Consider the following 25,094-nt stretch of genomic DNA (forward strand, 5'->3'; position numbering starts at 1 on the left):
CAGTCTCTAGCTTGAATTGTAAAGCCGATAGCTATTGATGGTGACTCACCTTTTCGCCATGATCGACCACTTTGTTAAAAAAGTGGACAAGGAAAAGGACGAATCGCTATGAAACTTTTTGGCAGCCTGACTTCACCCTACGTGCGCCATTGTCGTCTGGCTTTAATGCAATCCGGTCTTGACTGGGAAATGGTGGAGCTGGATATCCACAGCACCACCGAGCCGGGCACGCCTACCCTGCGTGTTCCCTTTCTGGAAGACGCTGGGCTAAAACTCACCGATTCCACTTCGATCGTAAAATACGTGCGCGAGAAATCCGGCAAAGAGTTTATTCCCGACGCAGTGGATCTGGATCGGTACTGTCTCGCCAACACGCTGATGGATGCGGCCATCAACCTGTTCCTACTGGAGCGCAGCGGCCTGGATATCGATGCGAATGTGTATACCCGCCGACAGAAACTGCGTGTTGAAAAAATTCTCGATGAGCTGAATTCCGCACCTTTGCCCGAGACCGGCAATTTGGGCGACGCAGATTACCGTGTGGCAGTGGGGGTGGCCTGGGGTGTATTCCGCAATCGTTTTTCCATCGATTCCCATCCGAACCTGCAGCGCCTGCTGGAAATCGCCGGGCAAGATGAATTTTTCGTCGAGACGGCGCCGCCCCAGGCGTGAGGATACAATGGCAATAAAGTCATTAATTGCTGTTGCGCGACGCATCTGAATTTTAAACCTGACTTTACTGGTCTTCTTTACTCTGCTGTTTTTTTCACACTGTTTGTCGCGAGCCTTTCGGTAGACTTCAACACACTAATGCTTTCCAATCGGTTTGTGCGCAAGGGGTGACTGTTTCACCCTTTGCGTGCATCGCGACAATTTTGACGAATCAATCTATACGTTGAAATTTTGATCCAAAAAATAATAAATGCTTATTGGAGAGAAACCATGAAGGTCCAACAAATAGTTACTTCGCTTTCCCTGGTGGCACTGGCTGGCAGCCTGGGAATGCCTGCATTTGCACAGACCAGCGGCGATGCCCAGGAAGTGATAGAAGAAGTGGTTACCGTGGGTTCCAGAACCAAACCCCGTTCAGTGACAGAATCTCCCGTACCAGTGGATGTACTCAACGCGAATGACCTGGCCAAATCGGGAAGCAGCGATATGCTCGACTTACTGAAAGGCTCGGTTCCCTCATTCAACGTGCATGACCAGCCGATTAGCGATGCTGCCTCGATGATCCGCCCGGTCAACATGCGCGGTTTGTCATCGGATTCCACCCTGATTCTGGTGAACGGCAAACGCCGCCATCGCGCCTCGGTGATCGCCTTCCAGGGCGGCGGCCTGAACGATGGCGCCCAGGGCCCGGATATTTCTGTGATCCCCAGCATCGCGCTCAAGCAGGTCGAAGTTCTGCGTGACGGTGCGGCAGCCCAGTATGGTTCCGACGCTATTGCCGGGGTGATGAACTTCGTGCTCAAAGACAATGCCGAGGGGGGCTCCCTGGAAATCAAAAGCGGCGAATTTTTTGAAGGGGACGGCCAGACCACGACCATGGCGGGCAACTATGGCATGCCCATGACCGACTCCGGTTTCCTGAATTTAAGCTTCCAGTTGAAGAATGCCGACGATACCTCGCGCTCGGTGCAGCGCCCGGATGCACAGGAAATGATCGACGCCGGCAATACGGCGATTGCGGAGCCGGCGCAAATCTGGGGGTCCCCCAAGATCGAGGATGACCTGACCCTGTTCGGTAATTTCGGCATCGACCTGAAAGATGGCAGCGAAATTTACGCGTTTGCCAACTACTCCAACCGTATGGTCGACGGCGGTTTCTATTACCGTAACCCGAATGGTCGTGAAGGTGTCTACACCGATGGCGACGGCATTCGACTGGTCGGCGCACTGGACGGCAATGCGGCGAGTTGCGATGCCTACCGCACAACGCCGCTGGCGGATGGCTCCGATATGGTGAACTCGGGGCTGCTGGACGACGCGAATTGCTTCGTCTTCAACAAAATGATTCCCGGCGGTTACACCCCGCGCTTTGTCGGCGATATTACCGACACTTCCATTACTGCGGGTCGTCGCGGTGAGTTGACCGACGGCTTCATGCAGGGCTGGAATTACGACGTCAGCGGTTCTGTGGGCCGCAACGAAGCGGAATTCGGTCTGAACAACACCATCAACCCGTCGTTTGGCCCGGACAGCAAGCGCGACTTCAAAACCGGGGCTTACATCCAGCTGGAAAAGACCCTGAACCTGGACCTGCAAAAGCAGTTTGATTCCGTGAGCCTGGCAATGGGTGCCGAGTGGCGCGAAGAGTCCTTCCAGATTATTGCCGGCGAGGGCATGTCCTGGCAGGTAGGTCCGCTGGCCGAGCAGGGCTTCAATATCGGATCACACGGTTTTGCCGGCTTCTCGATTGATTCAGCGGGCACCGCTGAGCGTCGCAACTACGCGCTGTATATGGACGTGGAGAATCAGGTAACCGATGACCTGTTGCTGGGCGGCGCGCTGCGCTACGAAGATTTCGATACCTTCGGTGATACCGCCAACTACAAGCTGGTCTTTAACTGGCAGCTGACCGACAACGTGGCCTGGCGCGGCTCGCACAGCACCGGTTTCCGTGCGCCGACCATGGGGCAGTCCTCAGTGGTCAACACGCAAACGTCCATTGTCGGCGGCCAGCTGACCCAGGCACAAACCCTGCCGGCCCCCAAACTGGGTGAAGCAGAATTGACGCCTGAAGAGTCTGTGAACTTTGCTACTGGTCTGGTTATGTCCGCAGGACCGGTTGACCTGACCATCGATGCTTTCTACATCGAAGTGGAAGACCGTATTGCGCTGACCGATAACGCCGCACCCTCCGACGCCCAGCGCGCGGCGATGGCGGCCGCTGGTGTACCCAATCCGGAACTGATCGGGCAGATCAACTATTTTGCCAATGATTTCGATACCGAAACCACCGGTGTCGATGTGGTGGCAACCTACGGTGCGGATCTGTTTGGTGGTGCGACCGACTTCAGCATGGCTTACAACTGGACCAAGACCGAGGTAAAAGGGGGTGATGCTACCTGTGGCGGCGGCTTTGTGAATAACCAGGGTGAAATCTGTAAAGCGGTTCGTCTGGAGCGCGGACTGCCGGAGCACCGCGCTTCCTTCACCATGGCGCAAAACTGGGACAAGCTCAGCGCCTTCGTGCGTGCAAACTTCTACGGTGAGTATGTCGGCGTACACGCCGACTGGTTTGGTGAGCAGCTGGGCTCCGAGTTCACGCTGGACATGGAGGCTTCCTACCAGGCTACCGAGTCCATTTTCCTGACCGCCGGTGCGTCCAACCTGCTGGATGAGAAGGGTGGCAAGATTGATGGCTCCATTGTCGGAGCGCCGGACAACGTGCTGGGCGGTGTGTACTACGAAACCTCCCCGTTCGGTATCGGCGGTGGCTTCTATTACCTGAAAGCGAGCTATGAGTTCTAATTCATTTCTCTGTTTTACAGGTTAAAAAAAGCGCCCCTTGGGGCGCTTTTTTATTTTCCTGAAGAATTACTTCTTCGCGCGCTTGCGCATATTTTCCTGCAGGATTTTTTTGCGAATCCGGATGCTTTCCGGAGTCACTTCCACCAGTTCATCGTCTTCGATGAATTCCAGTGCCTGCTCCAGGGTGTGGCGGATGGGCGGTGACAGGGTCAGCGCGTCGTCGGTACCGGAAGCGCGCACGTTGGTGAGCTGCTTGGCCTTGGTGGGGTTGACCACCAGGTCGTTGCCGCGGGAGTGAATGCCGATCACCTGACCTTCATACACTTCCTCACCGTGGCCCAGGAACAGACGGCCGCGATCCTGCAGTGCGAACAGGCCATAGGCCAGGGTCTTGCCCTTGGTCATGGACACCAGTACGCCGTTGATACGCTTGGCTACATCGCCCACCTTCACCGGACCGTAGTGGTCGAAGATGCTGGTCATGATGCCGGAACCGCTGGTGATGGTCAGGAACTGGGAGCGGAAACCGATCATGCCGCGGGACGGTACGATAAAGGTCAGGCGCACACGACCCTTGCCGTCCGGTTCCATGTTGGTGAGGTCAGCCTTGCGCAGGCCCAGCTCTTCCATGATCGGACCCTGGTGCTGCTCTTCCACGTCGATGACCACTTCCTCGTAGGGCTCGTGGATCTCGCCGTCGACTTCCTTCTGTACCACTTCCGGACGGGATACGCCCAGCTCGAAACCTTCGCGACGCATGGATTCGATCAGTACCGACAGGTGCAGTTCACCGCGGCCGGAAACCTTGAACTTGTCCGGGGAATCGCCCTGCTCCACACGCAGTGCCACGTTGTGGATCAGCTCCTGGTCCAAGCGATCCTTGATGTTGCGCGAGGTTACGTACTTGCCTTCTTTACCGGCGAACGGGGAGTCGTTCACCTGGAAGGTCATGCTCACGGTGGGCTCGTCCACCGACAGCGCGGGCAGTGCTTCCGGGTGGTCCGGGTTGCACAGGGTATCGGAGATATTCAGCTCGCCCACACCGGTAATACACACGATGTCGCCGGCGCTGGCCTGCTCGACTTCCACGCGCTCGAGGCCCAGGTAACCCATTACCTGCAGCACCTTGGCTTTGCGCTTGTTCTCGTCGCGGTCGAGGATTACCACCTGCTGGTTCGGCTTGAGGGTACCGCGCTTGATGCGGCCCACGCCGATTACACCCACGTAGCTGTTGTAATCCAGTGCGGAGATCTGCATCTGGAAGGGACCGTCCAGGTCTACCTTGGGCGGCTCAACCTTGTCGACGATCATCTGGAACAGCGGAGACATGTCTTCGGCCATATCGGTCTCGTCGAGACCAGCGATACCGTTCAGGGCAGAAGCGTAGATAACCGGGAAGTCCAGCTGCTCTTCGGTGGCGCCGAGGCTGTCGAACAGGTCGAACACCTGGTCCATTACCCAGTCCGGACGCGCGCCCGGGCGGTCGATCTTGTTGATCACCACGATCGGGTTCAGGCCCTGTTCAAAGGCTTTGGAGGTCACGAAGCGGGTCTGCGGCATGGGGCCGTCAACCGCGTCCACCAGCAGCAGTACCGAGTCCACCATGGACAGTACGCGCTCTACCTCGCCGCCGAAGTCGGCGTGCCCGGGGGTATCCACGATGTTGATGCGGTAGTCGTTCCAGCGGATCGCGGTGTTCTTGGCGAGGATGGTAATACCGCGCTCTTTCTCCTGGTCATTGGAGTCCATCACGCGCTCGGAGTCGGCGCTGCGGCGGTCGAGGGTGCCGGACTGCTGCAGCAGCTTGTCTACCAGGGTGGTTTTACCGTGGTCAACGTGGGCGATGATCGCGATATTGCGAAGATTGTCTATCACTGGGGGCCTCTGGGCGTAATGCGTGATTGGGTGTGCCTGCGAGCTATCAATAGAGGCAGATCACACCGGAGAATTTGGTCAGGCGGGGACTGGGCTGAGGTTAGAAACAGCGGCTATCCGGCCAAGGCGCGCGCATTATAGAGGTGATGTGTGGCAATTGGGAGTCGGATTGGCGGAAATTTGTGCGGTTTCGGGATTCAGATGGCGTTATTTCGGCCCTGGCGCACGGTGACGTCGAGGCGGCCGCTTTGTCAAAGCGCGCATTATTGATCTCTTTTAAGGTGTCCTGGCTGGTCTGGAGTCCTCACCAGGTGCGGCTACAGGCAACAAAATAGTGCTGCTGGCCTGATGGCTCTGGCTGCGGTGACCACCTTGGACCGGCGTCGCTATGCGGCAGCACATGGCCGCTGGTTCACGGTGATCCAGGGTAGTTTAGGGTGAAAGACTCGCCCGCTGATTCGGCTCCCTGGTCAATGCCGGGGAGCAAGGCCCTGCGGCGCTGCGGAGCCAATCCGGCCACGCCGACGCAATCGCACAGTTGATGGCGCCAACTTCCTGCTGCCGCTGGTATGCCTCCAGTAATGCCGCATAGGTGCGGAAGCGCTGTGAAATTTTGCGCACGTAGTCATAAGGCTCTCGGCCCCGGGCGTATCCATAGCGCGCCTTGGAATAATATTTTTTCTCGGAAAGCAGCAGCATGGCCTTTTCCACATTGTTGAACCAGACTTTTCGGTTCCAGCCCTTCTGCTCGGCGAGGTCCTGCGCATCGTAGACGTGCCCCAGGCCTGCGTTATAGGAGGCGAGGGTAAACCACATCTTGTTTTCCGGGCTGATGCCCTTGTCTTCGAATTTGCGGTGCAACCAGTTCAGATATTTCAGGCCGGCACGCACACTGGTTTCCGGGTCGAACAGATTTTTTTCACCAACCTGCTTGCCCGTATCGGGCATTACCTGCATCAGGCCACGCGCCCCGACCCAGGATTTGGCTTTGGGGTTGAAGGTGCTTTCCTGAAACATCTGCGCCACGATCAGGCGCCAGTCGAAGTCGTATTCATCCGCGTATTTTTTCACTAGCTTGTCAAACGGCGATATTTCGCCCTTGATGCTCAGTGATTTGATTTCGTCACGGGTGCGCTTTGGTTCGTCAAAATATTTGTGGAACAGTGTTTGGCGCAGCTTGACGATTTTCGGGTCGTTGAAAAATTTGGTCACCGCCTCTAAAAGCTTCGGATTGCTTTCGCGCACCATCCACGCGTAGTAGTTGTCTTCGACGTGGAGGTCGAAGACGTTGACCACATCATCGCGCCAGTGGTGCTCCAGGCGCACGGTGATGTCATCGGCAATGGTGAGGTCGTAGTCTCCATCGGCGACGCGGTCAAGAATTTGCGGGATGGTCAGGTCCTCGGGTACCAGGGTGATGTCGATTTTTATTTCCTTTAACTCGGGGTGCTCAGCAAACAGCTCCATCAGCAGTTCAAACTGGCTACTTGAGCGCAGCAGATGAATACTTCTGCCATTCAGGTCTTCCAGTTTTTCAATCTTTTCGTCGGGCCGGCCAACCAGAGACACCTTTTCGTTCATATAGGCGGGGCCAAAATCCATACCGGCTTCGTCCCGTGCTTTGGTGGCGGATAACAGACTGGCAGCGACATCGGCCTTGCCGTCCCGGACCATGGTAAAAATTTCCCGGTGCGTGGGCGCGACAATGATTTCAAGTCGCACATCGAGGGACTTGGCGAACTTTTGCAAAAGTTCATATTCATAACCCATCACCCTTCCCTTCCACATGAAATAGGTGCCGGGGTGGTTGCGGGTTACTGCGCGCAATACGCCTCGCTCCTTGATCTTGTCGAGGTCACCCAGGTGGCGCGCGTAGGGGTTGGTAAGCTTGATATTGCGAATTGCTGCATCCAGTGCTGCTTTGAGTTGTGGTGAATCCTTGCGGATGCCAATCGTTAGCGGGTCTTCCCGCTCGAATACAATATTTTTTTTGAGATTGTCGCGAAATTGCTGGACGAGGTCGAAAATCTGCTCATCGATAATCGTGAAGTCGATATGTCCAAGTGACACATCGAGCGCTAGCTCCACATAGTTTTTTTCCACAACCTCGAGCTTCAGTCCCGGATGCTGACTGGCCAGCTCGTGCCCTCGCGTCTCGAAAACCGTGCCTTTGGTGACCGCAAGGGTTTTGCCTGCCAGTTTGTCATCGGATTTGACTTCAGCGACGTCGGCTTGGGATATAAGAGTATCGTGGGTTGTTCCCGTTGGGCGGGTAAAGTCAATGATTTCCGCTCGCTCTTTGGTGGGCACCAGATTATTGGCGATGATGTCCCCTTCCCCTGCGATGAGTTTGGGAATGAGCTGGTCGAAACTATTTACAATCAGCACAACAGGTTCGAGCCCCAATATTTCGGCTTTCTGCTTTGCCAATTCGATTTCAATGTCCTGCTGGGTTGCCGCGCGGTGGAGCGAATCTGTATTGGCAACATCGGTGAGAATACGCAGTTTTCCCCGCTTGCGAAGCGCGTCCAGATCGCCCTTCTCGATGTAGTTGTTGAACGCACCAATGGGAAACTCACCGGTGGTGTCCGGCGCCCAGTCGGCTGTTGGGCGCAGGTCATTTTTTTCTGCTGCTTGACCGGTGAACTTTTCGCGGGGTACGTTTTTCTCCGAAGTTTTCTCCGCCCCGGCCGGCTGGTCCGTGTCGGTAGCCTGGTCCGCCTCGGCGGGGACAGTCTCAGTGCCATCGGCAGTGGTACTATTGGCAGAAGCCTCGCGCTCTTCGCCGGCCATGGCGCCGGGTTCGGTATTCCGCTCGATGGTTGAATTTTCCGGCGGACGGTCGCAACCAGTCACTGCAATCAATATGCAGAGCACACAGAGACCTGTGAATGTCCGCAGGATATGTCGCATCTGCCCTCCCGGCTTCACTTAAACGGATATTTTTAGTTTAGCCATAGGCGCGCATCCCGCTGTGGATGCTTACATTTTGGTTCGGCGGTGTGGCAACTTGGCCTGACACTGGCGCAAATCGGGATGGTCATGAGGGACACCTCTTTCGTGCAAGTTGGTCCCGTACCGCGCAAGTGGCCTGCAGCCTGCCTGGAGTCGCGTCTTGCTACAAACTGTTACAGTCGGTCCCGCGGGTCACTCGTGCCGGCGCGTTACAGTCCCGCGTTGCCGGAAAACCTGGCAAGTGAGAACAATGAGAGGGGGCGCGGCTTCGGCCCCTGAAGTAACTCCGTGGTACCGAAATGAGTGACGCAGAAGTAACCGCCGAACCCGAAAAGCTGGCGGCAGACAGGGTAGGCAACACCGCGCAACAGGGACATCAGCCAGAACAGCCCACCGATCCCGCCGCCGACGAGCCGCAGAAGCCCCAGCCGGAACCGGTGCGCAAATCCTGCTCTGCAGAACTTGCTCAGTGGATGCACGAGCGCCAGTTGTCCATCGCGTTCACTTCCTGTCAGTCCGGCCGCGTTTACATGGTGGGCGCCGAGCCTGGCGGCAGGCTGTCCTTCCACGAGCGTATCTTCCAGCGCGCCATGGGTATCGTGGGCAACCGCAATCGCATATACATGGGTGGCCTGCATCAGATCTGGCGTTTTGAGAACGTATTGCAGCCGGGACAGGTGGCAAGCAAGGTTTTCGATGCCTGCTACGTCCCGCGTAACCTGCAGTTTACCGGCGGGGTGGATGTCCGCGAGCTGGGCGTCCAGAAAAACGGCAAGGTCGTATTCGTCAATACCCGCTACAACTGTCTGGCGGAGCCGAGCCTGACCCGCAGCTTCCGCGCAATCTGGAAGCCGGACTTCATCAGTCAGATCGCGCCGGGAGACCGCTGCCACCTGAATGGCCTGGCGATGATGGACGGCAAGCCCAAGTACGTGAGTGCGGTATGCCAGTCCGACATCATCGATGGCTGGCGCGCGCGCTGCGACAACGGCGGGGTCATTATCGATGTAGAGACCAACGAGGTTGTGTGTCAGGGGTTGTCCCTGCCGCACTCACCGCGCTGGGTGAATGGCAGGTTATGGGTGCTTAACAGTGGCACTGGCTACCTGGGCTACGTGAATTTCGAGACCAGGAGTTTCGTGCCACACACTTTTTGCCCGGGCTTTGCCCGCGGCCTGGCAATTCTCGGGGACTATGCGATCGTCGGTCTCTCCAAGGCTCGTCACGAGCGTTTTGAGGGGCTTGAGCTGGATCAGAACCTGGCAGATAAAGACTATGAGGCCTGGTGCGGTGTACAGTTCATCAACCTCAAAAACGGCAACCTCGAGCACTGGATCCGTCTCGACGGACCGGTAAAAGAGTTGTTCGACCTCACTGTGCTGCCGGGTACCCGCTGCCCCATGGCCATCGATCAGCAGAGCAAAGAAAGCGGCTCCATGGTCACGTTCGAAGATGCCACCGCCACAGTCGCTGATGCCGAGGCCATAGGCTGATTTTCGATTTCACGCCCGGTTGGGCCAGCGCAGTGTGGCGCGGGTACCGCCGAGACTGGGTGACTGATCCAGCAGCAGCTCACCCTCGTGCCACATCATCACCTTCTTCACGATATACAGCCCGAGGCCGTAACCCTGGTCATCGGTGGCTGAACGGGTAAAGGCGTCAGTCAATTCCAGGGCGTCGCCGCCCAATCCCGGGCCGTTGTCTTCCACCGACAAATGACAGAAGCCGGCGCGCAACTCAAAGCGTATATCCACCCGGTCGCGGGCATATTTTCCAGCGTTGGCCACCAGGTTCTGGATCGCAATGGTCAGCGAGTCCGGCTCAAGCCAGGCGTGCTTGTCGGGAAAATAATAGGCAATTTCCAGATCGGGGCAATGGGTTTCCAGATGCGACCCGAGCTCGGTAAAAAATGTCTCGAGGGAGATGGATTTCCGCGCGAGGAATTGCTCGTGCACTTCTACCCTGGCGAAGTTCAGATATTTATCCACCAGTTGTTCGATATCCCGCGTGGCCCGGTTAATCACCAGCGCACTTTCCGAATCACTGTCTGCCAGTGCCTGCTGAAACTTGATTCTCGCCAGTGGCATGCGGATCTCATGAGCGATGGTGCGCGCTAGATCCTGGTTCATCTGGAAGTGACCGGTAACGATATTTGCCATGCGGCGGAAGGTCTCCGCCAGGGGGAATATCGTCGAGCGCCGGCTGAACTGATCGGGGATATGGAAAGGCTTTTTACTGAAGCGAATCGCCTGGTTCTGCAGGCGATTGAGATCGCTGAACATCGGCCACGTCAGCAACAGTAAAACGACCAGCATGGCGCCGATAAACAGCAGTCGCCACTGGGTTACGCTCTGGGCCTGCTCGTGGGGGAAGGGGCCGATTTCCAGCACCGTATTGTCGTGCCGATGATAAAACAGAATCTGGTCATCGCCCGCAGCCAGCCCAATAACCTCACCTGCATCCAGGCGCTCGCGCAACGCGCTGGAAAAATGAATGGCGTCCGCGGGATAGCTCTGTGCCAGGGGGGCATCGCTGCGCTCCAGTGCCTGCGCCAATTGCGCGGCACTGATGGTGTATTCCTCAGGCGTGGTGGAGTAGAGGTTATACAGTGCTGCGACCGAGGAGTAGACCACCACCAGAGCCAGTGCGAGAACGCTGACCAGGCGCAACATCTGCAGGCGCATCAGGGTGCGCCGTGCACGGTATTCAGGGAGTATCCGCGACCGCGGATGGATTGGATGGCGACGCCGTCGGCAATGGCATCCAGTTTTTTGCGCAGGCGACTTACGCGCATATCGATCACCCGATCGAGCCCGTCAAATTCCCGTCCGATCACCCGCCGGAACAGGTATTCCCGGCTCAGCAGGCGCGCCGGTTGCTCGGCAAAAATTTGCAGCAGGTCGAACTCGTTGGTAGTGAGCGGCAGCGGCTGGTCGCGCACCAGCGCCTGGCGGCTTACCAGGTCGACGCTAAGTGGGCCGAATTTTATGCTGGCAGTGCTCGGTGTCTTGCTGTTGGTAGTGCGCAGATGGGCCTCGATTTTTGCCCACAACAAGTGCGGATCGACCGGTTTTACCAGGTAATCGTTGGCGCCGAGTTGCAGGCCGGTTACCTGATCATCTACAGAACTGAGAGCGCTGAGGAAAATCAACGGGCAGCTGAGCTGGCTGCGGAACTGCTCAAGCAGTTTGAACCCGCTGGCATCTGGCAGCACCACGTCGGCAATGATCAGGTCATAATCTTTGTGGTGCACGGCCTTCATGAAATCGCGACCATTGGCGGCGTAGGTGACTGCGCAGTGCCGCTCGGACAGGAAACGCACGATCAGCTCGGCGAGCTGCTCATCGTCTTCCAGCAGTAAAATACGGTAATTACCCGGTGCTCTTTCTGTCTCTGCTGTGGATGGTTTGCTTGCGGATGTCATTACAGTAGGCCCCAGCCGTAGCGACGGCGATGGCGTTTGGGTTGGTATTGGGCGACTTTCAGGATTGCTGCTGCGACGTCCTCCCCACTTTCACTGGAAGTTACCTGAAAGCGGGTGTCGTTGGCGCTGCTGATAAATACTTCGAGATCGTCGTTGTCCCCGGAAAAGCAGCGCACCAGTCCCCTGCCGACGATGGACAGGCAGTAGCGCTTGTTGTCGTCCGCATCAAAATGAATTTTTACTGAAATACTGCAGCGGGATTCGGTCTCGTCTACCGCGCAAACACTGGGTATCAGTTGCAGGTCTGCGGCCTGCGGTAGCGCAGGTAGCAGGGATGGCAGCAGCAAAAGTATTCGCCACATCATGTTATTGCCCGCTACCGATGGTGTACTGCACACCGGCGAACCAGTTGAGTGTTTGCGGGTGTTCGATAAAACGCGGGTTTCTTCCCGCCTCGTCATAGCGGTTGTAACGCGCAGCCAGACGCAGCTCGAGGTTTTTGCTCAGGGGGTAAGAAAAATGCAGGCGCGCGTATGTGTCGGTTGCATCAGCCGCAGGGAAGGCGAGCGCGTACCGATTGTAGTAAATACCCGCTTCCTGCTCGGTGAACTGGTAGTAATAGCTCACCAGATCCGCGTCTTTCTGGGTCGCGCCTATTCCGAACCCGATAGCCCCGCCAAACAGGGGGTACTGCTTGTCAAAACTCAAATGGGTTTCGCTGCCGTGGTGCACATCACTGACGTCGTGAAACCAGGAAAAGGAAACGTCCACCCAGTCGGACACCAGCGTAAAACTCGGGCCGGCGACGATTGACACATTGCGCTCCACATCCGCTGGATCCGCGGCGGCCCGGAAGTGCGTCATAAAGTTGCTCAGCAGACCATCGCTGGCAGTGGTGTTCTTGTCCAGCTGATAATAAAGGCCGTCTTCATTGGGGCGCGCAACCAGGTCGAGATAAATATTCTCGTTTTCCAGCAGGGTGTAACCCGCAGTGAGATTGCTGAAGAAAAAACGTTCCCCGTAATAGCTGAAATTTGGGAGAAAATAGGTTTCCCCGTCGCGCTTTCCCTCGATAGGGTTCTCTACTACCCCGTAGCCGGTGGCGAGGCTGATTTCCCACTCTGGCGCTTGGACTTCCGCCGGGGTGGCGCCGGTGGCAAACAGTGGCGCCAGGTACATCAGCAGAGCGATCGGGGTGAACTTGGTCATCGAGGTCATGTGAACCGGGGTTGCTACACAGCTTTCAGGTATTGATGCTGGTTGATTTTTGAACTTTTGTATCACAGGGTCACAGGTCGCTCCAGAGCCGCTCAAAAAACCTTACAAACTGTTACAAATCTGTTCCCGGCCGAATATATTTCGGTAATTAGGACGAGTGTCAAACAAATTGGCTGCTGTGGTTTTTGGACCCGGCAGTCGGTTTTTTATCTGCTGCACCTGGGGGGCTAGCGTGGTTGTTCTTCCGGTTCAGCGTGGGCTTTCAGGGGGGGCTGGGTTCAGCTGGAGTTGTCGAAAATACAGCGGCAAAAACGCAAAAGCCCGGCGCTTGGGCCGGGCTTTTTGATCTCGGGAACAGGGAAGCCCTGAACCAGGCTTACAGGCGGCGCAGTGCGCAGATCTTGTTGCCGGATGGGTCGCGCAGGTAGGCCAGGTACAGCTTCATGTCGCCGCCCTCGCGGACCCCGGGCGGATCCTCGCAGGGAGCGCCGCCGTTGGCGATGCCTGCAGCGTGCCACAGGTCGGCCTGTTCCGGGCTCTCTACCGCAAAACCGATGGTGCTGCCATTGCCGCAGCTGGCCGCTTCCCCGTCGATGGGTTTGGTGAGTGCAAATACGCCGGTATCGGTGAAGTAAAAGCAGCGGCCTTTGGGATCGATAACACCGGGCTTGTGACCCAGCACGCCGAGGATCGCATCGTAGAATGCCTTGGATTCCTCAATATCATTGGCGCCGAGCATAACGTGACTGAACATCGAAATTCCTTGTGGTTTGGACCATGTTTGGGGAATAAATCGACGTCGAGCTTAGTGGAAAAAGCGGTGGAGTGAAACAGGCGCTGCGGTGGTCTGAATGCGGTCGCGCCTGTTCCCATGCGCAGGTGAATTGCCGGTTGTCCGGGTAGCAGCGCCACACTGATTCGTTAAGTGGCGCTCCAGATCCGGGTCAGTGTTTGGGCTTGACCGGGCGGAACACACCCACGTTGCGGTAGCCCTCATCCAGCAGGTGCGATGCGTGCAGCTGGCTCATTACGCCGCGGTCGCAATACAGCAGGTAGTGCTTGTCTTTATCCAGTTTCTGGAAGGCGGTACTCAGGCGGAAGAAGGGGATGGTTTCCACTTCGGTGCCGTCAAGTTCCAGTGGATTGACTTCCTCTTCGGTGGGATGGCGGATGTCGATCACGGTGGCGCTGCCCGGCTCGGTGACAATATCCACCGGCGGCACGTCTTCGCCCAGGTCCGTCATCACCTCATCGATGTTCTGCATCACCCGGTCGCCGATGGCGCGGTCGAGTACGGTAAAGTCGAAGCGGGTTTCCTCGTGTTCCACCTTTTCCATTTTTGCGCGAGTGGTGGGTTTTACCGAAATCACCCCGCAGTACTCCGGCATGTTCGCCGCGAACTCCTCGGTGCCGATGGCGCGCGCGGTGCGGATGATGTCGGTTTTGTCCGAGGTGATCAGCGGGCGCAACACCAGGGTGTCGGTGACGCTGTCGATCACCGAGAGGTTTTTCAGGGTCTGGCTGGATACCTGGGCGATGGCTTCACCGGTCACAACTGCATCCACTTCCAGTTCCTTGGCAACGGCGGAGGCGGCGCGCAGCATCATGCGTTTCAGGGTTACGCCCATATAGGAGTCGTCCACCTGTTCGAGGATCTCTGCGACCACTTCGTCGAAGGGCACGGTGATGAACTTCACCCGGTGGGAGGCGCCGTACTTTTCCCACAGATAGAAGGCGACCTCCTTTACTCCCAGTTCGTGCTGGCGCCCGCCCAGGTTGAAAAACAGGAAGTGGGTGCGGATACCGCGTTTCATGGTCAGGTAGCTGGCCACGGTGGAGTCGAATCCGCCGGAGACCAGGGACAACACCGGATCCTGGGTGCCCAGGGGGAAGCCGCCGAGGCCCTGGTGCAGCTCTTCGATCACGTTCAGTTTGTCGTGGCGGACTTCCAGTTTCACCGTGACATCGGGGTTTTTCAGTTTTACCCCAAGGGCATCGGTATTCTTGTTGAGGCCGCCGCCCACATACTGCTCCACGTCGAGCGACTGGAAATCGTGCTTGCCGGTGCGCTTTACGCGCACACAGAAGGTCTTGCCGGCCAGCTGTGGCCCCCAGATTGGCAGGGTCTTCTGGTAGATATCGTCCAGGTCACCCAGGGGGAACTGCTGTACCCGGGCAAAATTGGCAATGCCGGGAGTGTGCGCCAGTACCTCTTCAATGCGTTCGGAAAGGTGGGATACTGCATCGGGTGCGATCACGTCGATCTTTTCCCAGTCTTTCTGCACCTTGATCCGGTCGTCCAGCTGTCGCATCAGCTTGCGCAGGTTGTCTGCAAGCTGGCGCGACATACGCTTGCGCACCGGATTGCTCTTGATGGTGATCTCTGGGAAAAACTTGACGACGAAATGCATGTGAATGTGCCGGAACCGCAGTTGAATTTGAGGCCGGGTTGCGCTGAGTCGCTTCCCGGCAAAGGTGGCGAATTATAAACTCGCTATCGGGAATTTGCTTGTAGCACCGTTTTGGTGCTCGGCGTGACCGCGCAGCCCCAAAATGGTGCAAATTGTGGTTTTGGGGCACCAACTTTGGGACTACCTTGAGGGGGCGGCGATGGCTCGCGGCAGAAAACAGGCCGTTATCGCTGGATTCTGCCCTCCCGACACCGCTCGCAACCGGTTTGCCCCAATTTGGCACATTCCTTGCTTTGACTGTTGCCACAAGATAAAGCGAATTGGCGCGACACATAACTTATCATTCTTGGAGGACTGCAATGTCAGCGAAAACGCTCGGACTCATCAAAGAGAGCGAAGCCAAATGGGTAGACCTGCGCTTCACCGATACCAAAGGTAAAGAACAACACGTTTCCATTCCTTCTAAGGAAGTTGACGGCGAGTTCTTCGAAGAAGGCAAGATGTTCGACGGTTCCTCCATCGCTGGTTGGAAGGGCATCAACGAATCCGACATGATCCTGATGCCGGACGACGAAACTTCTTTCCTCGACCCCTTCACCGACGAAGCGACCGTTATCATTCGCTGCAACATCGTCGACCCGATCACCGGCCAGGGCTACGAGCGCGACCCGCGTTCCATCGCACTGCGCGCCGAGGAATACCTGAAGTCTACTGGCTACGGTGACACCGCGCTGTTCGGCCCGGAGCCCGAGTTCTTCGTATTCGACGACATCACCTGGGGTGCCGAAATGGGCGGCGCCTTCTACAAAATCAACTCTGAAGAAGCTGCCTGGTCCTCTGGCGCATCTTTCGCCGAAGGCAACATGGGCCACCGCCCGGGCGTGAAAGGCGGTTACTTCCCGGTTCCGCCAGTCGACTCCCTGCACGACGTGCGCGCCGCCATGTGTTCCGCCATGGAAGCCATGGGCCTGGAAATCGAAGTGCACCACCACGAAGTGGGTACTGCGGGCCAGTGCGAGATCGGTGTTGGCGCCAACACCCTGACCAAGAAAGCGGACGAAGTTCAGATCCTGAAGTACGCGGTACACAACGTAGCCCACGCTTACGGCAAAACCGCTACCTTCATGCCCAAGCCGCTGGTAGGTGACAACGGCTCCGGTATGCACGTGCACCAGTCCTTCAGCAAGGACGGCGTAAACCAGTTCGCGGGCGACGCCTACGCTGGCCTGTCTGAAACTGCCCTGTTCTACGTTGGCGGTATCATCAAGCACGCGCGCGCCCTGAACGCGATCTGTAACTCTTCCACCAACTCCTACAAGCGTCTGGTTCCGGGCTTCGAAGCGCCGGTTATCCTGGCCTACTCCGCGCGCAACCGCTCTGCGTCTATCCGCATTCCGTTTGTGCCGAGCCCGAAAGGCAAGCGCATCGAGACCCGCTTCCCGGATCCGACCGCCAACCCGTACCTGGCCTTCGCAGCCCTGCTGATGGCTGGCCTCGACGGCGTGAAGAACAAGATCCACCCCGGCGACGCGGCCGACAAAGACCTGTACGACCTGCCGGCGGAAGAACTGGCCGAGTACCCGACCGTTGCTTCCAGCCTGGAACAGGCCCTGGACGCACTGGACGAGGACCGCGCGTTCCTGACCGAAGGTGGTGTATTCACCGACGACGCCATCGACGCCTTCATCTCTCTGAAGCGCGAAGAAGTACAGCGTGTGAACATGACCACTCACCCGGTCGAGTTTGAACTGTACTACTCCTGCTAAGTAGCAGGTATCATCAGCGCGCCGCCGCCGGTTTCTCTCGCAAGGGAGATCTGGTGAGAACGGCGCAAAGATGACGAGAAAGCCCGCACTCTGGTGTGGGCTTTTTTATGCGCGTCTGATTTTCGCGATACACTAGCCTTAAAACAGGCTCCCTGAAATACATAGTGAGAGGCAGGAACGCCCATGAGCAGGTGGATTGCACTTACCGCAGCGCTGCTGGCCGCAGCGGCGATGGCACAACAGGACTCGGCAGACAAAGATCGCGCCGCAGACGGCAAGGGTGCAGACAGTGCGTCCGGTAGCAGCGTGTACCGTATCGTCGGGCCCGATGGGAGGGTGACATTCAGCGACTCCCCGCCCGCTGGGCAGAAAGCCGAGAAGATCAGGATCGGGCCCACCAATGTGCAGCCCATAGCGCCCCCCCTGCCGCTGCCCACACGCAAACTGTCGCCACGGGATCAAGACGACCGGGAGCGCCGCGGAAACGATCAGGGGCCGGTGAACTTCTCTATCGTTAGCCCTGCCAACGACGCCACCATTCCTCCGGGACAGCGATTTATCGTGTTACAGGTGGCGCTCAATCCCGTGCCGCGCGATGGCTACGCTTTCTATGCGGTGATCGATGGGCAGCGCTGGTCCGGTATGTCTTCCGGCACCAGCTTGGATATTTCCGCGCTGGAACGTGGTACACACACCGTGCAGGCGGTATTGCTTGGCGCCGGTGGGCAGCCACTGGCGCAGTCCCAAGCGATCCAGATCCATGTGAAGCGTCCAGGTGGGCAGGTACCCGATTACCCCGCCCAGCAGGCGCCGCAGATGCCGAAACTGCCGCAGGCGCCGGGTGTGGCCAAGCCGCCCAAGCCGAAGCCCCGTTGAGCTGATCTCCTTCTCACCGCCCTCGCCCCCGTTGCGCCAAACTTGCGCACCGGGGCGCCTTCTCTCTCCTGGCCCTGAAGCCCCCTGTCGCTTCTCGTGCACGCCTGGCCGCCGAATTCTTCCCGTGCTCCGTTGTGAGCAGCAAAGTTGATCGTTTTTTGCTCTATGCACACATTTGGTGCATTATGGTGTGCAGTCGCGCGCCGACACCCCTGAAACCTTCCCTCGTGCCCGGGTTTTTGCGCCATTTTGGTTTGCTTCTTGCACTGCCATTAAGCGAACCGGAGATATGAACAGAATCGGACCCCCGAATGCTCAAGGACCGTCAGTTACGCCTGCTTTTGGACAACCTCACCTCGGCCGTTTTGGTGCTCGATGAGAACCTGTCCCTGTGCTACCTCAACTCCGCCGCGGAAGATCTGGTGGCGGCGTCCAGTGCCCGCTCTATCGGGTTGCCCCTGGAAGAGGTAGTGCGCGAGTCCCGCGCTGCCCAGCAGGCCCTGCGCTCGGCGCTGGCGACCGGGGAAAAGTACACCGTGCGCCGCGCCCTGTGGCTGCTGCACAACCTGGAAGAATGCACCGTCGATTACTCGGTGACCCCGCTCACCGATCTCGGGCTGTTGTTGCTGGAAGTGCAGTCCATGGATCGCCTGTTGCGCATCGCCCGCGAGGACGCGCTGATCTCCGCCCAGGAGACTACCCGCAACCTGGTTCGGGGCATGGCACACGAAGTGAAAAATCCACTGGGCGGAATTCGCGGAGCGGCACAGTTGCTGCAAAGGGAACTGGTAGATCTGAACGACGAGGGTCTCGGTGAGTACACCCAGATCATCATTGAAGAAGCGGATCGCCTGCGCAATCTGGTGGACCGGATGCTGGGGCCGCGCCAGCCGGTGAAGCTGCTGCCGGTAAACGTGCACTCGATTACCGAGCGCGCCGCCCAGTTGATCGAAGCGGAGTGCGACGGAGCGCTGATCATCAAGCGGGATTACGACCCGTCGATACCGGATATTCCCGCAGACAGCGAGCAGTTGATCCAGGCGGTATTGAATATCGCGCGCAATGCGATGCAGGCCATCGCCGAAAGTATCGGGCTGGAAGCCGGCAGCCTGACGATCCGTACCCGGGTGCAGCGTCAGTTCACCATCGGCCGCAGGCACTGTCCGCTGGTTTGTCGAATCGACATCCTGGACAACGGCCCGGGGATTCCGGAGGACATTCGCGAGCGTATTTTCTACCCGATGATTTCCGGGCGCGCCGAGGGTTCCGGGCTGGGCTTGTCCATTTCCCAGCACATCATCAATCAGCACCGGGGGCTGATTAAATGCGAGAGCGAGCCGGGACAGACCGAATTCCAGATTTATTTGCCGCTGGCGAGTGAATAGCCGCAGCGGAATTGAAGACATTACAAATTATTCGAAAGTAAAAACGCAGGCCGGAAAATTATTATGAACAATCGCGTTTGGATCATTGATGACGACCGCTCCATCCGCTGGGTACTGGAGCGCGCCCTCTCCCGTGCCGGGATTGACACCACCTGTTACGAAAATGGCGATCGCGCCCTGGACGACTTTTACAGTGAGTCCCCGGATGTGGTGATCAGCGATATTCGCATGCCGGGCTCCGACGGTTTCAAATTGCTGCAGCGATTCCAGTCCGAGCGCCCGGAACTGCCGATTATCATCATGACCGCGCACTCGGATCTCGACAGCGCGGTAGCCGCTTACCAGGGCGGTGCCTTTGAATACCTGCCCAAGCCATTCGACGTGGATGAGGCCGTAGCGGTGACCCGTCGCGCCCTGGCACACGCCAACGAGCAGCAACCGGAAGAGCCGGTCATTATCGATAATGGCATCGGCAACAAGGAAATCATCGGCGAGGCGCCGGCGATGCAGGAGGTGTTCCGTGCAATCGGTCGCCTGTCCCATTCCAATATCACCGTACTGATCAACGGCGAATCCGGTACCGGTAAGGAACTGGTGGCGGCGGCGCTACACAATCACAGCCCGCGCAAGAACCAGCCGTTTATCGCCCTCAACATGGCGGCGATCCCCAAGGACCTGATGGAATCGGAGCTGTTCGGCCACGAGAAAGGCGCGTTTACCGGCGCAAGTGCCCAGCGTGCCGGTCGCTTTGAGCAGGCCAATGGCGGCACCCTGTTTCTCGACGAGATCGGGGATATGCCCGCGGAGACGCAGACCCGTCTGCTGCGGGTGCTGGCAGACGGGGAGTTTTATCGGGTGGGCGGCCACACCCCGGTAAAAGTCGATGTCCGCATTATCGCCGCAACCCACCAGGACCTGGAACGTCTGGTAGAGCAGCACAAGTTCCGAGAAGACCTCTTCCACCGCCTCAACGTCATCCGTATCCATATCCCGCGTCTCGCCGATCGTCGCGAAGATATCCCCCGCCTGGTGCGTCACTTCTTCAACAGCGCCGCCAAGGATCTCGGGGTAGAACCGAAAATCCTGCTCAAGGAAACCGAGGAGTACCTCTCCGGACTGGACTGGCCGGGTAACGTGCGCCAGCTGGAAAATACCTGTCGCTGGATCACCGTCATGGCATCCGGCCGCGAGGTGCTGGTGGATGACCTGCCGCCGGAACTCCACCAGCAGGGCGCTACCAGCGAGGCGCCGCAGGACTGGCAAAAAGCCCTGCGCCTGTGGGCCGACCAGGCTCTGGCTACCGGCCAGCGGGAAATTCTCAGCGAAGCGGTACCGGCGTTCGAGCGCGCCCTGATCGAGATCGCACTCAAGCACACCGCGGGCAGAAAACGCGATGCCGCGGAGCTGCTCGGCTGGGGCCGCAATACCCTCACCCGCAAACTGAAGGAACTGGGGATGAGCGGCGGCGACGACTGAACGCGCACCCTCTCCACCTTCCCTGGTTTTTACTACCCACAACACCCGGCAATGCCGGGTGTTGTCGTTTTAGATTTCCCATATCAGCAGGAACCGGTCGAAATAAGGCAAATATCTGCCGGAAGGGTACTGCCAGAAAAAGACCGGAAATTTGCGTCGGCGCGCGCCATGCTCTCTAATGCGCGCTTCTAAAATTACCTCAGTAATTCCTGAGTATTCCCGATGGCACTGCTGTCATCGTTTCCATAAGGGTTTTTCAATGAGCGATCTCCCCAATTGTCCCCAGTGCCAGTCCAGTTACACCTACGAGGACCGCGACCTGTTTGTCTGTCCGGAATGTGGCCACGAGTGGTCTGCGGGGGAAACCGAGGCGGCATCCGATGGCGCACTGAAAATCAGCGACGCCAACGGCAACCCGCTGGCGGATGGCGATACGGTAACCGTGATCAAGGACCTCAAGGTGAAAGGCTCGTCCTCGGTAGTGAAGGTCGGGACCAAGGTGAAGAATATTCGCCTGGTAGAGGGCGATCACGATATCGACTGCAAGATCGACGGTATCGGCCCGATGAAACTCAAGTCCGAGTTCGTGAAAAAGGCCTGATCGATCTGCAATTGACGCCGGAGGCATCCAGCCCCAGCTGCGTGGTCCAGTCGCGAAATCTGAGCCAAACTTGGGGGAAAGATTTCGAGGCTGGGCATGATTGCTGACGAGCTGTTTCACTCCATTCCACTGGCGGCGATTTACATTTTTACCGTGCTACTGGTACTGGCCACCATGGGGCTGGGGTTTCACCTGGGGCACCGCTATATCCGCACGCGGGGTACCGAAAAGGAACCCTCCATTGGCAGTGCGGTTACCGCCACCCTCGGCCTGTTGGCATTCCTGCTGGCGTTCACCTTCAATATGACCGCAAGTCGTTACAACGACCGCAAGGCGTTGCTACTCGACGAAGTGAATGCCATTCACACGGCCTACCTGCACGCGGATTTTCTCCAGCCAAAGTCGGCACGCAAGGCGCAGGTGCTGCTCGCCGACTATGCGGAGTTGCGTGATTTTAATCCGCGGGTGGATGAAGTCACTCCGGAGGGGCTGGCGCAGAGTGTCGCCATCCAGGATCAGTTGTGGGCGCTGATCGATGAGCATATCGCGCAGGACCACAATGCCGGTTACCTGCGCCACTTTGTCGAGCCGGTGACCAACCTCATCAATTCCCACAACTCGCGCATCGTGGTCGGTCTCGAATACCGTATACCCGGCCCGATATGGATTGCTCTGTATATCCTTACCGGGCTGGCGATGCTGGCCATTGGATTCCAGTTCGGGGTCAGCCGCGGCGGCTCGATACAACTTGCCGTGACCCTCGGGCTCACCTTTGCCACGGTGATTCTGTTGATTGCGGACCTGGACCGGGCCACGGAAGGGGTGATCATTGTCGATCAGCGGCCGATGGCGGAGATGAGCCTGATCCTGGAAGCGTCGGAAGCCCGCCGCGCTAACTCGCCGGATCCACCGTAAAGCCGCTGAGCAAGAGGGGCAAGGATGTTTATCGCCGAGGGCTCAGGCAGGATTATTTGACGATAGTGAGCTGAATTTCGCCCACATTGAAGCCCCATTTGCTGAGCTTGGACTCTGCAACAAGCACGTTGGGTGCAACCAGGAACATCTGGTCGTCTACATTCACATTGATGGTGCGCCCCTTGTAGGGCACTTGCAGGATATATCGCATAAATACGGCGTTGCCAGCGACCGACATGATTGATGTACCAACGACGTCGCCGGCGGTGGCCGCATATTTGCGTATTGACTGTGTGTCAGAGTCTGCCGGTACCAGCTGCCAGGTTCGGTACTGGACTTCTCCGTCGTCAAACTCGAATTTTTCGCGCAACTGGCCGCGACCACTTTCCCAGCTACCGTCGATCTCGGCGACAAACCGCCGAGTCACATTGCCGCCGCGGTCTTTTACCAGTCCGTAGGCCTTCATGGGCCCGGAGAAAAACTCCTCGGCGACGAAGCGCGGGGTGTTGTCGGCGTAATCCTCAACGCCTGGAGCGCTGCATGCGGAACAGAGAAACGCGACTACCAGTAACAGCAATAGGTTTTTTTTCATGTTTCTTCCTGGCTAACCGGGTAAAGCAGAGTGTGTATTCTGTATTACGAGGTTTCACCGGGATTGGATGAATTCTCGTTGACGCGTTCTTCAAATAAGGCGAATACAGGCGGACACTCGAATTTATCTCTGTGAGTCAGAAGCGCCTGCTGCGTCCGCGTCGTCGAGCGATTCGTTCAAGGGCGAATCCAACCGCGACGGCACCAGCGGTTCATCGCCGCTGATAAATTCGCGCATGAAAATTTCCCAGAAGGCCATGAACAGGGCGGCCAACAGGGGGCCGATGGCGAAGCCGCTGATGCCGAACATCAACAGGCCGCCGACGGTGGAAAACAGCACGATATAGTCCGGCAGTTTGGTGTCGCGACCCACCAGAATCGGCCGCAGGATATTGTCCACCAGGCTGATCACCAGAACCCCGTAGACCATCAGCACCGTGGCCTTCACCGCATCGCCAGTGGCATAGAGGTAGAGACCGGCGGGGAACCAGATAATCGCAGCGCCCACCGCGGGCAGCAGCGACAGTACCGTCATGACCACGCCCCACAGCAGCGGTGCAGGCAGATCCAGCACCCAGAAGATCAATCCACCGAGTGTGCCCTGGGTGACCGCCACCACCAGATTGCCTTTGATGGTTGCGCGGGTCACCTCAGCAAATTTTGCCAGCAGCAGTTTTTCCCGCTCGTCGCCCAGGGGCAGCGCGCGAATCAGCAGTGCGATCAGCGAGTTGCCATCGCGGATCAGGAAAAAGGTCAGGTATAGCATCAGGCCGAGGCTGACAAAAAAGTTCAGCGTATTCTGGCCGAGCGCCAGGGCATTCTTGGCGATCAGGCTACCGGCGGTCATCAGTCCGCCGAGGAGTCGCTCCTTGATGCCGTCGAAGTCCATCCCGATCCGTTCCAGCGCCGCGTTGATACCGGGGAAGGCCGCGCGTATCTGCTCTACCTTGGCGCCGAGATTGATCTCGCCGGACTGCACTTTCTGGTACAGGTTGGCCACTTCACTGATAAACGAGCTGGCCACCAGCAGCACCGGGATCACCACCACCACGATACACAGCAGCAGCGTGGTCAGCGCGGTGAGGTTGGGCCATTTCGGAAAACGTTTCAGCAGGTAGCGGTACAGGGGGTGGAAAATCAGGGCCACCGCACAGGCCCAGAAAATGGCGGTGAAAAATGGCTTGAGCAGGAAACCAAAGGCAATGGTTACCAGCAGCAGCGTAAATATAAACGAGCGTCTTTCCAGTCTTTCCTGCACCGGTCATCCCTGGCTGTAGTTATTCGATTTTAGTTATTCGGTTGTCTGCTGCACTTTAGTGCACAGACGAGGGCCGCGGGGCGGCCGGGGTCAGCAGGTATGAAAACAGATAGGCGGGGGCTTTACCAGCGGCGGTAACCGCAAGTGTCTACATGAAAGCGGATACCGCTGTAGATTCCCAGGCCCATGTTCCACTTGCGCCCGAATTTCCTGTGGATACGGCGCAACTTGGGCAGCAGCTGTTTGCGCGTATATTCGTCCTCGGGAATCATGTCGAGGCCGCAGAAGTGCATATGTTTACTGGTGCGCGCGCCGCCGGCCTTGGCGTTGTAGCTGGAGGTGCGCCAGCCGGATAGCACGTGTACCGGGCCGATGGCGGGAATGATGTAATCCCGGAGTACCTTGAGGGTATCCACCATGGTTTCCCAGTTTTCCTCCGGAGGGATGGCAAACGGCGGCTCGCCGATTTTCTGCCAGTCGGTACCCTGGCGCATGAGCTCGTACGGCGGCACCACCTCTGCCACTTCGTTGATCTCCAGGAAGTGTTCCAGTTTTTCGAAATGCGCGCGGTGGTCGCCCTCATCGAGGAACTTTTCGAAGGCGATGGCGGTGGCCGCGGTGTAGCCCTTGATCTTGTATATTAGGGGCACGTCCGGATCGAGTACGTCTGGAACCGGCTCCGGTACCGGCTCGATATACTCCACCGGGCTGACAATACGCTCCGCCAGCTCGCGTACCTTTTCCACCGTCAGCACAATCAGTACCAGGCTGAATACCAGTACCAGGGCAATAATCCAGATGACGCGACGGCGCTCGATATGGATGTCGATAAATTCGTGATCGGGGGTTTCCTTGATATCCATCGT

General features: G+C 57.8%; 20 protein-coding genes. 9 read left to right on the top strand and 11 right to left on the bottom strand.

The annotated features are described in order from the left end of the window. Positions 1 to 108: 108 nt before the first annotated feature. Positions 109 to 672, top strand: coding sequence for a glutathione S-transferase family protein (locus HUW35_RS07395; RefSeq protein ID WP_181254945.1), 564 nt, complete (start codon positions 109 to 111; stop codon positions 670 to 672). A gap of 270 nt (positions 673 to 942) precedes the next feature. Then, entirely contained in the window at positions 943 to 3,477 is a 2,535-nt protein-coding gene (locus HUW35_RS07400; RefSeq protein ID WP_181254946.1) for a TonB-dependent siderophore receptor, read from the top strand. Between the two features lie 66 nt (positions 3,478 to 3,543). On the opposite strand, the gene typA is transcribed toward HUW35_RS07400, so the two are convergent. Together typA and HUW35_RS07410 are read right to left on the bottom strand one after the other, a co-directional pair. Beyond that, positions 3,544 to 5,352 carry a translational GTPase TypA gene (gene typA / locus HUW35_RS07405; RefSeq protein ID WP_181254947.1) on the bottom strand — a complete coding sequence of 603 codons (1,809 nt, stop codon included), beginning with the start codon at positions 5,350 to 5,352 and terminating at the stop codon, positions 3,544 to 3,546. 432 nt (positions 5,353 to 5,784) lie between these two features. Further along, entirely contained in the window at positions 5,785 to 8,265 is a 2,481-nt protein-coding gene (locus tag HUW35_RS07410; protein WP_181254948.1) for a transporter substrate-binding domain-containing protein, read from the bottom strand. Positions 8,266 to 8,606: 341 nt separating this feature from the next. Between HUW35_RS07410 and HUW35_RS07415 the strand changes: the two genes are divergently transcribed. Next, complete coding sequence (locus HUW35_RS07415; RefSeq protein ID WP_181254949.1) at positions 8,607 to 9,800, top strand: TIGR03032 family protein; 1,194 nt, start codon at positions 8,607 to 8,609, stop codon at positions 9,798 to 9,800. A 9-nt stretch (positions 9,801 to 9,809) separates the two neighbouring features. On the opposite strand, the gene HUW35_RS07420 is transcribed toward HUW35_RS07415, so the two are convergent. From HUW35_RS07420 to thiI, 6 genes are all read right to left on the bottom strand, one after another. After that, positions 9,810 to 10,991 carry an ATP-binding protein gene (locus HUW35_RS07420; protein ID WP_181254950.1) on the bottom strand — a complete coding sequence of 394 codons (1,182 nt, stop codon included), beginning with the start codon at positions 10,989 to 10,991 and terminating at the stop codon, positions 9,810 to 9,812. Further along, the gene (locus HUW35_RS07425) at positions 10,991 to 11,731 is read right to left on the bottom strand and encodes a response regulator transcription factor (RefSeq protein ID WP_181254951.1); all 741 of its coding nucleotides are present in this window, start codon (positions 11,729 to 11,731) and stop codon (positions 10,991 to 10,993) included. The genes HUW35_RS07420 and HUW35_RS07425 overlap by 1 nt, the downstream gene beginning before the upstream one ends. Continuing rightward, the gene (locus tag HUW35_RS07430; protein WP_181254952.1) at positions 11,731 to 12,096 is read right to left on the bottom strand and encodes a DUF3019 domain-containing protein; all 366 of its coding nucleotides are present in this window, start codon (positions 12,094 to 12,096) and stop codon (positions 11,731 to 11,733) included. The genes HUW35_RS07425 and HUW35_RS07430 overlap by 1 nt, the downstream gene beginning before the upstream one ends. 1 nt (position 12,097) lies before the next feature. Continuing rightward, positions 12,098 to 12,949 (bottom strand): MipA/OmpV family protein, encoded by an 852-nt coding sequence (locus HUW35_RS07435; RefSeq protein WP_181254953.1) that lies wholly within the window; start codon positions 12,947 to 12,949, stop codon positions 12,098 to 12,100. A 376-nt stretch (positions 12,950 to 13,325) separates the two neighbouring features. Then, positions 13,326 to 13,703: a VOC family protein gene (locus HUW35_RS07440; protein ID WP_181254954.1), complete on the bottom strand. Its 378-nt coding sequence runs from the start codon at positions 13,701 to 13,703 to the stop codon at positions 13,326 to 13,328. 190 nt (positions 13,704 to 13,893) lie between these two features. Beyond that, complete coding sequence (gene thiI / locus HUW35_RS07445) at positions 13,894 to 15,360, bottom strand: tRNA uracil 4-sulfurtransferase ThiI (RefSeq protein ID WP_181254955.1); 1,467 nt, start codon at positions 15,358 to 15,360, stop codon at positions 13,894 to 13,896. 359 nt (positions 15,361 to 15,719) lie between these two features. Between thiI and glnA the strand changes: the two genes are divergently transcribed. The 6 genes from glnA to HUW35_RS07475 all read left to right on the top strand — a co-directional run bounded on the left by glnA (position 15,720) and on the right by HUW35_RS07475 (position 22,379). Beyond that, the gene (glnA, locus tag HUW35_RS07450) at positions 15,720 to 17,126 is read left to right on the top strand and encodes a glutamate--ammonia ligase (RefSeq protein WP_181254956.1); all 1,407 of its coding nucleotides are present in this window, start codon (positions 15,720 to 15,722) and stop codon (positions 17,124 to 17,126) included. Between the two features lie 183 nt (positions 17,127 to 17,309). Further along, entirely contained in the window at positions 17,310 to 18,002 is a 693-nt protein-coding gene (locus HUW35_RS07455; RefSeq protein WP_255463544.1) for a DUF4124 domain-containing protein, read from the top strand. Positions 18,003 to 18,313: 311 nt separating this feature from the next. Next, positions 18,314 to 19,387, top strand: coding sequence for a nitrogen regulation protein NR(II) (gene glnL, locus HUW35_RS07460; RefSeq protein ID WP_181254957.1), 1,074 nt, complete (start codon positions 18,314 to 18,316; stop codon positions 19,385 to 19,387). 57 nt (positions 19,388 to 19,444) lie between these two features. Beyond that, on the top strand, positions 19,445 to 20,863 hold the full coding sequence (glnG, locus tag HUW35_RS07465; protein ID WP_370464617.1) for a nitrogen regulation protein NR(I): 1,419 nt from the start codon (positions 19,445 to 19,447) through the stop codon (positions 20,861 to 20,863). Positions 20,864 to 21,122: 259 nt separating this feature from the next. Further along, the gene (locus HUW35_RS07470) at positions 21,123 to 21,464 is read left to right on the top strand and encodes a zinc ribbon domain-containing protein YjdM (RefSeq protein ID WP_181254959.1); all 342 of its coding nucleotides are present in this window, start codon (positions 21,123 to 21,125) and stop codon (positions 21,462 to 21,464) included. 96 nt (positions 21,465 to 21,560) lie between these two features. Continuing rightward, positions 21,561 to 22,379 (top strand): hypothetical protein, encoded by an 819-nt coding sequence (locus tag HUW35_RS07475; RefSeq protein ID WP_181254960.1) that lies wholly within the window; start codon positions 21,561 to 21,563, stop codon positions 22,377 to 22,379. 52 nt (positions 22,380 to 22,431) lie between these two features. Here the strand turns inward: HUW35_RS07475 and HUW35_RS07480 are convergent, their stop codons facing one another. The 3 genes from HUW35_RS07480 to HUW35_RS07490 form a co-directional block, all read right to left on the bottom strand. After that, positions 22,432 to 22,971 carry a DUF3833 domain-containing protein gene (locus HUW35_RS07480; protein WP_181254961.1) on the bottom strand — a complete coding sequence of 180 codons (540 nt, stop codon included), beginning with the start codon at positions 22,969 to 22,971 and terminating at the stop codon, positions 22,432 to 22,434. A gap of 123 nt (positions 22,972 to 23,094) precedes the next feature. After that, complete coding sequence (locus HUW35_RS07485) at positions 23,095 to 24,228, bottom strand: AI-2E family transporter (protein WP_181254962.1); 1,134 nt, start codon at positions 24,226 to 24,228, stop codon at positions 23,095 to 23,097. A 122-nt stretch (positions 24,229 to 24,350) separates the two neighbouring features. Beyond that, entirely contained in the window at positions 24,351 to 25,091 is a 741-nt protein-coding gene (locus HUW35_RS07490) for a D-Ala-D-Ala carboxypeptidase family metallohydrolase (RefSeq protein WP_181254963.1), read from the bottom strand. Positions 25,092 to 25,094 lie beyond the last annotated feature (3 nt).

Source organism: Microbulbifer sp. YPW1 (assembly GCF_013367775.1).
In the GTDB taxonomy this organism is placed as follows: Bacteria; Pseudomonadota; Gammaproteobacteria; order Pseudomonadales; family Cellvibrionaceae; genus Microbulbifer.